The following is a 10,759-nucleotide window of genomic DNA, read 5'->3' on the forward strand; positions in this document are numbered from 1 at the left end:
GCAGATCGGTCATTCGTCGTAAAATGTTTGAAGAATGACCGTGCTACGGGTGCTCACATTGGCCGCCGTTCGGATCTCCTGCAGCAACGCCTCCAACGCCCGGGGCGAGGCGACTCGAACAAGAAGTACGTAGCTTTCGGCCCCGGCTACCGAGTGACAGGACACCACTTGGGGCAAGTGCCGGAGCCTGGCCGGCGCATCGTCGGGTTGAGAAGGATCCAGAGGGGAGATCGCGACAAATGCCGACAGATTCTGACCCACAGCTTCCGGATCGATCTTTGCCGCGTACCCCCGGATCACGTTGCGCGATTCAAGCCGACGCACCCGCGACTGCACCGCCGAGATCGATAACCCCGCCTTGTCGGCAAGACTCGCCAAAGTGGCACGCCCGTCCACAACGAGCTCTCGAATCAACAACTTGTCCGTGTCGTCGACCGGAGGAATTCCGCCGTCATTCTGTTCGTCACCCACCCGCGAAGGTTAACGTAACCGGACATACACATGCTTGAAAAGTGGCAGTTACGTTCTCGGTTTGCCGCCGAACTGTCGCGGATGTACGGGAACGAGGTTCCAGCGTACAACACGCTGGTTGACGTGACACTGCAGGTCAATCGGGATTACACGGCCACCCGTCCGGGCTCGGAACGCTGGGGAACCCTGAGCCGGATCAGCGCGGAACGGCACGGTGCGATCCGGCTGGGCACTCTCGGTGAACTGCACGACGTCGCGAAGATCTTCGGCGCCCTCGGGATGTCTGCGGTCGGGTTCTACGATCTGCGGCTTACCGATCCCCCCGTTCCCGTGGTTTCCACCGCGTTCCGTCCCACCGATCCTCGGGAACTCGCATTGAACCCATTCCGCGTCTTCACTTCGGTTCTCACTACCGGCGACAAACGATTCTTCACCGCCGATGTCCAGCGCCGCATCACTGCCTACCTGGGCACGCGGTGTCTCTTCTCCCCCGACCTGCTTGGCCTGGCCGCTGCCGCACAGCGCGATAACGGGTTGCCGGAGCCGCAGGCCACCCACTTCGTCGACGCCGCCACCCGCGCCTTCCGGCTCGGAACCGAGCCGATCGACGCATCCTGGTACCGCGAACTCGCGCAGATCTCACCGGTGGCCGCGGATATCGCGGGCCAAAACTCGACCCACCTCAACCATCTCACCCCACGGGTACTCGACATCGACGATCTGTACCGCCGCATGACCGAGCGCGGCATCACCATGATCGACCGGATTCAGGGACCACCGCGCTGGGACGGTCCACCACTCCTGCTGCGGCAGACCTCGTTTCGGGCGTTGGCGGAGAACCGCCCCTTCCGCGAGCCCGACGGTTCGGTGCACGATGTCCCCGTCCGCGTGCGCTTCGGTGAAGTCGAGGCCCGCGGCATAGCGCTGACCCGCAAGGGCCGCGAGATCTACGACGCTCTGATCTTCTCCCCCGACACGGCGGTATGGGAGGACGCGTTTCCCTCCACGGAGGACGGCCTTGCCGACGCCGGCCTGGCATACTTCACCTACCGACGTGACGGTTCGACGATAGTTCGCGAACCCATCGTCTACGAAGACTTCCTACCGGCGTCCGCCGCGGGGATCTTTGCGTCGAATCTCGATTCGCCCGGTGGGTTCGTTTCCGATGCGGACAGCGCCGATTACGGGCAGGATCGACTCGAGGGCGCCATCGGACACCCCATCCTCGACCCATTCGAGTTGTACCGCACGCAACAGGACGCCTCCCGCGAAAGGACTCACCCGTGAACCTTCCCGATCCTTCCGCTCTCGCCGAGCGCGCCCACTCCGCGCTTGCTCGCTGCGGAGCCGAGTGGCCCACCGGCAACCTGACGGCTCGCACACCGATTACCGGAACCGAAATTCGCACTCTGGAACAACATTCCGCTGACGATGTCAACGGCGCGGTTGCCGCAGCACACGACGCGTTCGGTGACTGGCGCACGGTTCCTGCGCCGATCCGCGGCGCCGTCGTGCGGCAACTCGGCCGACTCCTGAGCGAGCACAAAACGGATCTCGCGGAACTGGTCACGCTCGAGGCCGGCAAGATCTCGTCGGAAGCACTCGGCGAGGTCCAGGAAATGATCGACATCTGCGAATTCGCGGTTGGTCTCTCACGTCAACTCTACGGGCGGACAATGCCTTCGGAACGGCCAGGACACAGACTGATGGAGACGTGGCACCCCATCGGTGTTGTCGGTGTCATCTCAGCCTTCAACTTCCCGGTCGCGGTGTGGTCGTGGAACACCGCCATCGCCCTGGTGTGCGGTGACACAGTGGTCTGGAAGCCCTCCGAGACCACACCTCTGACCGCACTGGCCGCACATACCCTCCTTCGCCGCGCCCTCGCCGATTGCGGCGCCCCACAAGACGTTCATCAATTGGTGATCGGTGGACGCGACGTGGGTGCGGCCCTGGTGGACAATCCACAGGTCGCTCTGGTGAGTGCCACCGGGTCGGTTCGCATGGGACGCGAGGTGGCGCCGCGTGTGGCGGCGAGGTTCGGACGAAGTCTCCTCGAACTTGGCGGAAACAACGCCGCTGTTGTCACCGCGTCAGCGGATCTTGATCTCGCAGTCCGCGGAATCGTCTTCTCTGCTGCCGGAACTGCGGGGCAGCGGTGTACGTCGTTGCGCCGGTTGATCGTTCACGAGTCGATAGCCGACGAACTGGTTGCAAGAATTTCTGCCGCCTATGCACAACTACGGGTAGGGAATCCGTTCGACGACGGTGTCCTGGTCGGGCCGCTGATCAACGATGCCGCATTCGAGGCGATGCAGTCCGCACTCACCGCCGCACGGTCGAGCGGCGGCACCGTCGTCTGTGGTGGTGAGCGCGTCGGCGAAACCGGTTGCTACGTGCGCCCGGCGCTGGTCCGGATGCCGACCCAGAGCGACATCATGCACACCGAAACCTTTGCCCCGATCCTCTACGTCGTCACCTACCGCGAGTTCGACGATGCCATCGCACTCCACAATGCTGTGCCACAAGGGCTTTCATCGTCGATCTTCACGCTCGATCAGCGCGAAGCCGAACGGTTTCTCGCCGCCGACGGTTCCGACTGCGGTATCGCCAACGTCAATATCGGCACGTCGGGCGCAGAGATCGGTGGCGCCTTCGGCGGCGAGAAGGACACCGGAGGCGGACGTGAATCGGGGTCCGATGCGTGGAAGGCGTACATGCGACGCGCGACCAACACGATCAACTACTCGGACCAACTTCCGCTGGCTCAAGGCGTCGAGTTCGGCTGAGTGCGTCTGCGGCAAATTCCGTGATCGCGCTGACCAATTCGGCGCGCGCCGACAACTGCGGCGCGTGATCGGTCTCGAGACTCACCACGCTGGCCCCAGGCACTCGCTGCTGCATTCCTCGCTGCGTCTCGATCGGAACTGTACGGTCCAAGGTGCATTCGACGTATAGGCGCGGAACCGTACCGAATCGCTCGGGGGTGATTGTCGGTGCCATCAGTCGTGCAGTTTCCTGTTGTGGCACAAGTTGGCGTGCCGCAGCGATCGCGTCGGCTACCGGGGCCTCGTGGAAGAACACCGCTGCACCGGCTTCGGGTGGGACCACACTCGAAAACCCGTCATCCGAGCTGACCACCCATCGCGAGATCCCGACGGGCGCCGGTAATTCCACTTCGTTGCACAGCATTCCGAAGTCCATACCCGACGGCAGCATCATCCCGGCGACATACACGATTCCCGCGACCGCAGCGGGAACTCGCTCGGCAACCTGCGACACCACGATGCCACCACCCGAGTGGCCTACCAGCACAGCCGGACCGTCCAGCGAATCGAGCACCGCTACAACGTGATCGGTCACGGCACTTAGGTCTACGACAGTGTCCCGATCGAGGACGCCGGCCCCGGGAAGGTCAACGACTACCGGGTTGAACCCCGCCGCTCGCAGTGGTTCCAGCATCGAATCCCAGACCCAGCCTCCGGCCCAGGCACCGTGGACCAGAACAAGATTCCTGGCAGTCACGACGTTGCCTCCAGCTGCGCTGCGACGCGAACCCGCTCGGCTTCGCGCCCGGCCGCGGTGTTGGACTTGCCCTGCCGCGATCCGGCCAGCTTGGCTTTGATGTGATCCCGGACGGAGACAGGTTCGTACGCCAGTCCGGACTCGTCGAAGAAACTCGGCAGCGTTTCGATCACGGCATCGACGTTTCCGTCGTGGAAAAACGCGGCGGAACGACGACGCTTGATCGTGCCGTTCACCACGGGAGGTGCCACGCGGTGCAGCGTCGACATCCAGCGGTCGTTGGTTAGCTGGGCAGTCAGATCGCCCAGATTGACCAGTAGCGCATCGTCTTCAGGCCACACGTCGTGCCACCGTTGGTCACTTCCGAGTACCTGGAGCCCCTCGACCTGATCGGCCCACAGGACGGTGACAAGCCCGAAGTCGGTGTGTTCGCCCATCCCCTTGAGCTCGCCGTCCAGCGTCACGGTTCCCTCGGGCAACGCGTAGTTGTTCATTCTCAGCACGTCGATCGAGTGGTCGGTGATCGAGTCGAAGAACCCCGGCGTCAGCCCCAGCGCATCGTCGAAGATAGTGGTCAGCGTGCGAGCTACCCGTGCTGCGTGTGTGTAGTACGACTCGATCCTGGCCCGGAATTTCTCGACGTCCGGCCACACGTTGATACCGTAATCCGCTTCGGAGAGATCAAGATCGGTGAACGACCGAGCTTCGATGCCGATGTTGAACGCCTCGAAAAAATCGTTCATCCGGGTCGCGGATTCCACGCCGAGACTCAGGCTCAGCGATTCACTCTTGGGTGGGCTGTACCCGCGGTTGGCTCCGGCAACGCGGTACTCGTTCTTCGCCTCCATCGGCAGTGCAAAGAAATCGTCCATCGCGCCGGCGAGACCTCCCGCCACTTCCGCAGGAATTCCATGACCCCGGATCTGGATGAATCCCACTCTGCTGCAGGCATCGTCGATCTCGGCGGCAACTCTGGCCTGCTCCTGCGGCGAACCGCCGAGAACGTACGGGGAGATGTCGATGACGGGGACTTCGAAGGACTCAGGCGGTAACTGCGACATGGGCGTCTCCTGTCGGCGTGACTGGGGATTGTGCGACTGCAGGTGATTCGGGAAGGCTCTCGCGCGAACTGCGGGCGAGTTCGCCGAGTCGGGTGTGGTTGAACAGCAGGTTGAGTGTGAAGGCCGACGCCGCGGCCAGGGTGATTCCGCTGCCGAGCAGGATCTGCGCAGACGACGGGAACCGCTCGAACATTCCTTCCGCGAACTCCGGAAGGAGACCGATTCCGACGGATACCGCGGCAATGGTCGTATTGATCGGATCGCTGAGATCGACCTTGCGGAGTGTGTTGATGCCGACGACGGCAACCGTGGAGAACAGGATGATGCCGACGCCGCCCACCACCGGATCAGGCAGTGCTGCAACAACTTCACCCATTCGGGGAATCAGTCCGAGAACGATGAGGATGGCGCCACTGGTAGCGGTGACGTATCGGCTGTACACGCGGGTGGTCGCGACGGCGCCGACATTCTGCGAGAACACGGTGTCGACAAAGGCGTTGAAGATGCCGCCGAGCACTCCGGACAGACCGTCGGCCACCAGGCCACGCGCCAAATCAGCCTTCTTCAAGGGCTTTCCGGTGATCTCACTGACTGCCAACATGCTGGCGGTCGATTCTGCGAACACGACTGCCATCACGATGCTCATGGCCACCACTGCGGTGACCGGAAACTCGGGTGCTCCGAAATGGAAGGGCATGGGAATGCCGACCCACGCGGAACCGGATACACCACCGAGGTCGATCAAGCCCATCGGAATGGCGATCACGGTACCGATGACCAGCGCGATCAGGACTCCCAGCTGAGTCCACATACCGCGCCCGAGGCAGATGAAACCGACTGCGATCGCAACGACAGCGGCGGCCAGCGCGAGGTTCTTGGGATCTGCGAACGACGGTGCGGTGGGGTCGTTTCCGACGATCAGGCCACCGGCGACGCCGATCAGCGAGATACCGATCACGGTCAGGACCACTCCGGTCACGAGCGGCGGGAAGTAACGGACGATCTTGGCAAATGGCACTGCCAGCGCGATTCCGACCACACCACCGACCAGCATGGAGCCGTACACCGCCTGCAATCCGTATTCCTGGGCGATGAGAATCATCGGTGTCAGGCCGGCGAATGTGGCGCCGCAGACGATCGGAAGTCGTACGCCCGCAACCTTCCCCACGCCCAGGCTCTGAATGATGGTGATGATGCCGGCAACAAGCAGATCGGCGCTGATCAGCAGTGCAACGGTGCTACGGTCCAGGCCCACGGCCGCACCGAACACCAGCGGTACCGTGATGCAGCCTGTGTACATGATCAGGACGTGCTGAAGAGCAAAAGCTGACTGGCGGGCAAAGGGCAACCGCTCGTCGACTGGATGGATGGCCATGCGCCGATCTCCGTCCGTAGCTGGGAGTGTTTTGTGTACTTCCCTATTGAGCACGTCGATAATTTCTTGCTGTGGTCAATTTTGTTTCGCGCATGTAATGAAATTCTCCGCTCGGATGCGCCGCCTCCGCACTGCTATGTTCAGCACATGGACGACGACCAAGTGGCGATCGCAACGGCAATCGGTATCGCAGTGCGCCATGCGCGCAAGGAAGCCGGATTGACCATGCGTGAGGTTGCACTGAAATCCGGTCTCTCACAGCCGTTTCTGAGTCAGACCGAAAACGGTCGCGCAGTGCCGAGTGTGATGAATCTGCACAGACTCGCACAATCGCTTGGCACTACCGCTCATGCGCTACTCGCCCAAGGTGAGCGCACGCCGTCGAGTCTGGTGCGGGCGCACGAGGGCCGGAAGTTCGAACTCGCCCACGATTCTTCGATCCGGTTCTGTTCCACCGGGTCACACTCCATGGAACCGAACGAAATCACGGCCGGGCCGCACAGCGAAGCCGGTGAACACACTGAACACGCCGGCGAGGAATTCATTCACGTTCTCGAGGGAACTGTCGATGTCGAAGTGGGCCTGGACGAACGGCATCGGCTGAATGTCGGGGACACATTGCTGTACGCGGCGACCATTCCCCACCGATGGTTCAACCGAACCGATCGAATTGCCCGGTTCCTGATCGTGAGTTCTCCCCCGTCCTTCTGACACACCGCATACCCTGAAGCGGTGACCATGTGGCCGGAACTTGCGCGCGAGATCGCCGATACCGTTCTGTTCCCCGTTGCCGACAGCGTTGACGCGGACGGTGAAATTCCGAGCAGTCATTTCGACGCCCTCGCCGCCGACGGGTTCTACGGCCTGGCCGCGCTCGGCGAGGAAGGACCTTCGACGGCCGAACTTGTCGAGGTTGTCGAAACACTGTGCGGCGGGTGCCTCGCGACTGCATTCACCTGGATGCAGCATCACGGCGTCGTCGGCGCCTTGGCATCGACCACCAACACTGCACTGACTGAGCAGTACTGGGACGGCCTCGTCAGCGGAGAACTGCAGGGCGGTGTCGCCTACGCCGGCGCCATCCCGCGCCCTCCCCTGCTGTGGGCACGCCGGGTCGATCACGGATACGTCCTCGACGGGATAGCCCCCTTTGTCACCGGCTGGGGAATCGTCGACGTTCTTCTCGTGTCGGCGCGGGACGAATTCGACAATTCCATCGTCCACTCGGTGGTCAAGGCTACCGACGCTCCTGGCCTGTCCGTCGAGGAACTCCCCCTTATCGCTGCTCGCGGAAGCAACACCGTCCGAATAGCTTTCGACGGTTTTGCCATCCCCGACGCCCAGGTCACGGCAGTTGTCGACGATCAGCAATTCCAGAACACTCAACTGCCCGGCCTGTGGTTCAACGGAGCCATGGCGATGGGGGTCGCGCGGCGCGCAATGGCAGAGTTGGCGGATCTCGGAGTCGATACGGAACCGTTCCGAAGCCAAGCCGAACTGGTGCGTGAACAGCTCGACAGCGCTGTGGCGGGCAACGCCGACATGTCTGCCGCCCGCGCCGCGGCCTCCGAACTCGCAGTCCGGGTTGCGGCGGCTTTCGTCACGGCTACCGGCTCGCGCTCGCTGGTGGGCAGCAACACGGCCGAGCGTCTGATGCGTGAAGCCACGTTCACACTGGTAGCCGCCACCCGCCCTGGAATCAAGACTGCTCTGGTCGAGCGACTGCGCGATTAGCCGAGTGCACCCCGCTGCCCTGGATTACGCTCGGTGCCATGAACAGTGTCATGAACAGTGTCACGAACAACGGTGCACCTGTACTCATTCCGGCCGGAACCAGCTTCACTCCCGACGATCTGACTTTCTACGCCGATCGTGAATCACGCACACTCGACGACGCGATCGCGGGCGCCGATCTTCTTGTGAGCTGCCCTCATTCGGGTTCAGCCATCCCGGAAGAGCTTGCCGAGTTTCTGGCACCCGAGTTCACGAGGCGCCTACAGTTCGATTTCACCGACATGTCGACCAGCGCGATCGTGCGTCGGTGGGCCGAGATCGATCCGCGCATCGTGTACGTCGAGAATCCTCATCCGCGCATGATCCGCGATCCAAACCGCGCCAAGCCCGAAAACCTGGAAGCTTCACTGCGCGAAGCATTTGCACGTGTTCACCAGGCCGGCGCGGGCAACAAGGTGGACCTCACGGGCGTAGACGCCGTCCGCCCGGTCACGTTCTCCTTCTACCCGTTGCTGCTGGAACCAACCGACGACGCCGGGTGGAAGCGCCTGGCCGACACGTTCACCGAGACAGCAGATCGCGGACTCGGCGTGTACGAGCGCACGCGTGATTCTCTGGTCGAGAAAATGGTGGAGAAGAGTTTCGAGGTGCGGCGATCGTTCACGACACTCTCGTTCCACGACACGATGAACCACACGACGCGACGCGACGGTGCGGTCAATGTACTTCGCCCCGAGGAGGATCGGCTGCCTGACGTCGTGGCACTGTCCAATCGCGGTGATCACGACGGCAATCGACGTGGCGACAATCCCGTGACGATGGACCCCGAACTGATTCGAACTCTCGCGGCAGCACATCGCAAGGGATTTCAGGTCGACGATCCGGGCGCTGTCGCCCTTAACCAGCCATATCTCGGCAGCTTCGAAATCATCACAGCGGGTGCGCGATTCGCCGAGCAGTCAGCACGCGCGGATGCTGCCGGCATCACACTCAGCGCCGTGCAGGCGGAGTTCAAACGCGAGTTCCTTCTCGGCGATGCCCTCGCCGCGCACATCATGGAACCCGGCGTCGACTGGCCGAGCTCTGATCCGGAGCGGGTGGACCAGCTCGCCCGCGCATGCAAGGCGAGCTGGGACCACTACCGAGACAGCTAGCCGAGTAGCACTCCGAATATCGCGCCGGCGGTAATCGTGGTCACCGCCAGGATTATCGTCGGCAGGAAGAACGAGTGGTCCACGAGCTTGGTACCGAGCTTCGTGCTGCCGGAGAGGTCGAAGTTCGCGGCCGCGATCTGCGAACCGTTTGTCGGCAACAGGTAGATACCGGCAAACGCTCCGGCCCACATACCGGTCAGCAGTCCGGGGGCGATACCGGCCGCAAGCCCGATCGGCACGATGGTTCTGGTGGCGGTCGACTGGCTGGTGGTGAGCACACACACCAGGAAGACACCGAGCGCAAAGATCCACGGCGCGGCACTGACCAAGTCGCCGACGGTGCTGGTGATCAGCTCCAAGTGAGCGCTGATAAACGTATCGGTGAGCCACGCGAGACCGAACAGCGCAATCGCCGAGACCATACCGGCGCGGAACACCGTCGAGGTCGGAACGTCGGCCACATTGGGCTTGCACACGAGCAGGATGAGAGTGCCGACCAGGAACATCAGCATCTCGATGATCGGGGTCATTCCCAGCGGCGAGCCGTCGGCTGCCTCGGGTCGAATTCCCTTGAAGAGTCCGAAGATCACGATCGCCAGAACACCTGCGAGGAAGATCAGCGCTGCGTTGCGACCGGTCTTCGTCGAGACCAGTTCGGTGGTGGCCGCAGCGCCGGGGCCGGCTAGCTCTCCGGACTTCAGCTTTGCCTGCACGTCGGGATCGTCTGCCAGTTCCTTGCCGAGGCGATTCACAGCGAACGACGAGATGATGATGCCGATCACCGCTGCCGGGAAGGTGATCTTGATGATGTCGATGAGCTCGAAATCGTACGGCGACACATCGGTCAACGTCACCATCGCCGCCATGGCCGCCGATACCGGGCTACACGCCAGCGCAACACCGGTCGAGACGACGGACAGCGACAGCGGCCGTGACGGACGCACCCCGTTCTTGTACGACACGTCGTAAATCACGGGCAGCAGCGGATACAGAATGTTGGACGTTCCGGCGCCGACCGAGAAGAGGAACGACACCAACGGCGCAATCAACGTGATCTGTTTGGGCCTGGATTCGATCAGTTTTGCCGCGATGGTGACCATCCAGTCGATGCCACCGGCTGCCTGCATCATCGACGACGCCAGCACGACGGACAGCACGATCAGGAGGGCATCGACCGGCGGCGCTCCTACGTCCTCGCCGAACACGAACACAAGGACGGCGACGCCGGCACCGCCCCACAGACCGAGTGCAACACCACTCGATCGAGTGCCCATGACGATTGCCCCGAGCACCACTACGAGCTCGAGAGCAATAATTACAGCTTCCATCTGGCACTCGCCTTCTCGAAAAACAGCCAAACCGTCCTGATTAGAGAAAAATATAATGCCGCCGACGTCTTCAACAGGTTTGAACACGCTGTCGGTGGGCAGGTGCACTAT

General features: G+C 62.5%; 10 protein-coding genes. 5 read left to right on the forward strand and 5 right to left on the reverse strand.

The genetic code is table 11. From position 1 onward, the window contains the following. Nucleotides 1-9: 9 nt before the first annotated feature. A complete protein-coding gene (locus tag EEB13_RS02875; RefSeq protein ID WP_045070647.1) occupies nt 10-471 on the reverse strand; it encodes an Lrp/AsnC family transcriptional regulator in 462 nt (153 codons plus the stop codon). 30 nt (nt 472-501) lie between these two features. Between EEB13_RS02875 and EEB13_RS02880 the strand changes: the two genes are divergently transcribed. Together EEB13_RS02880 and EEB13_RS02885 are read left to right on the forward strand one after the other, a co-directional pair. After that, nucleotides 502-1,758: a VOC family protein gene (locus EEB13_RS02880; protein ID WP_141484530.1), complete on the forward strand. Its 1,257-nt coding sequence runs from the start codon at nt 502-504 to the stop codon at nt 1,756-1,758. Further along, nucleotides 1,755-3,260, forward strand: coding sequence for an aldehyde dehydrogenase family protein (locus tag EEB13_RS02885; RefSeq protein WP_141484531.1), 1,506 nt, complete (start codon nt 1,755-1,757; stop codon nt 3,258-3,260). The genes EEB13_RS02880 and EEB13_RS02885 overlap by 4 nt, the downstream gene beginning before the upstream one ends. Here the strand turns inward: EEB13_RS02885 and EEB13_RS02890 are convergent. From EEB13_RS02890 to EEB13_RS02900, 3 genes are read right to left on the reverse strand one after another with little or no spacing between them, the layout of a single operon-like run. Beyond that, nucleotides 3,211-3,996: an alpha/beta fold hydrolase gene (locus tag EEB13_RS02890; RefSeq protein ID WP_141484532.1), complete on the reverse strand. Its 786-nt coding sequence runs from the start codon at nt 3,994-3,996 to the stop codon at nt 3,211-3,213. The two genes, EEB13_RS02885 and EEB13_RS02890, sit on opposite strands and share 50 nt — an antisense overlap. Further along, nucleotides 3,993-5,057 (reverse strand): isopenicillin N synthase family dioxygenase, encoded by a 1,065-nt coding sequence (locus tag EEB13_RS02895; protein ID WP_095886594.1) that lies wholly within the window; start codon nt 5,055-5,057, stop codon nt 3,993-3,995. Before EEB13_RS02895 ends, EEB13_RS02890 begins: the two co-directional genes overlap by 4 nt. Continuing rightward, nucleotides 5,038-6,432, reverse strand: a complete 1,395-nt coding sequence (locus tag EEB13_RS02900) for a uracil-xanthine permease family protein (protein WP_092801274.1) — start codon at nt 6,430-6,432, stop codon at nt 5,038-5,040. Before EEB13_RS02900 ends, EEB13_RS02895 begins: the two co-directional genes overlap by 20 nt. 147 nt (nt 6,433-6,579) lie before the next feature. On the opposite strand from EEB13_RS02900, the gene EEB13_RS02905 reads away from it, so the two are divergent. From EEB13_RS02905 to EEB13_RS02915, 3 genes are read left to right on the forward strand one after another with little or no spacing between them, the layout of a single operon-like run. Continuing rightward, nucleotides 6,580-7,143 carry a helix-turn-helix domain-containing protein gene (locus EEB13_RS02905; RefSeq protein ID WP_141484533.1) on the forward strand — a complete coding sequence of 188 codons (564 nt, stop codon included), beginning with the start codon at nt 6,580-6,582 and terminating at the stop codon, nt 7,141-7,143. Nucleotides 7,144-7,164: 21 nt separating this feature from the next. Then, a complete protein-coding gene (locus tag EEB13_RS02910; protein ID WP_141484534.1) occupies nt 7,165-8,166 on the forward strand; it encodes an acyl-CoA dehydrogenase family protein in 1,002 nt (333 codons plus the stop codon). A gap of 38 nt (nt 8,167-8,204) precedes the next feature. Next, entirely contained in the window at nt 8,205-9,320 is a 1,116-nt protein-coding gene (locus tag EEB13_RS02915) for an N-formylglutamate amidohydrolase (protein ID WP_230589969.1), read from the forward strand. On the opposite strand, the gene EEB13_RS02920 is transcribed toward EEB13_RS02915, so the two are convergent. Then, nucleotides 9,317-10,648 (reverse strand): anaerobic C4-dicarboxylate transporter family protein, encoded by a 1,332-nt coding sequence (locus tag EEB13_RS02920; protein WP_095887913.1) that lies wholly within the window; start codon nt 10,646-10,648, stop codon nt 9,317-9,319. The genes EEB13_RS02915 and EEB13_RS02920 overlap by 4 nt on opposite strands. Nucleotides 10,649-10,759 lie beyond the last annotated feature (111 nt).

The sequence above is a fragment of the Rhodococcus sp. WS3 genome (assembly GCF_003797085.1).
GTDB lineage: Bacteria > Actinomycetota > Actinomycetes > Mycobacteriales > Mycobacteriaceae > Rhodococcus_F > Rhodococcus_F globerula.

What these genes read in the sequence shown, in the direction of transcription:
- EEB13_RS02905 (WP_141484533.1), top strand. Translation starts at nt 6,580, where the DNA reads ATGGACGACGACCAAGTGGCGATCGCAACGGCAATCGGTATCGCAGTG.
- EEB13_RS02920 (WP_095887913.1), bottom strand. Translation starts at nt 10,648, where the DNA reads ATGGAAGCTGTAATTATTGCTCTCGAGCTCGTAGTGGTGCTCGGGGCA.
- EEB13_RS02915 (WP_230589969.1), top strand. Translation starts at nt 8,205, where the DNA reads ATGAACAGTGTCATGAACAGTGTCACGAACAACGGTGCACCTGTACTC.
- EEB13_RS02895 (WP_095886594.1), bottom strand. Translation starts at nt 5,057, where the DNA reads ATGTCGCAGTTACCGCCTGAGTCCTTCGAAGTCCCCGTCATCGACATC.
- EEB13_RS02880 (WP_141484530.1), top strand. Translation starts at nt 502, where the DNA reads ATGCTTGAAAAGTGGCAGTTACGTTCTCGGTTTGCCGCCGAACTGTCG.
- EEB13_RS02900 (WP_092801274.1), bottom strand. Translation starts at nt 6,432, where the DNA reads ATGGCCATCCATCCAGTCGACGAGCGGTTGCCCTTTGCCCGCCAGTCA.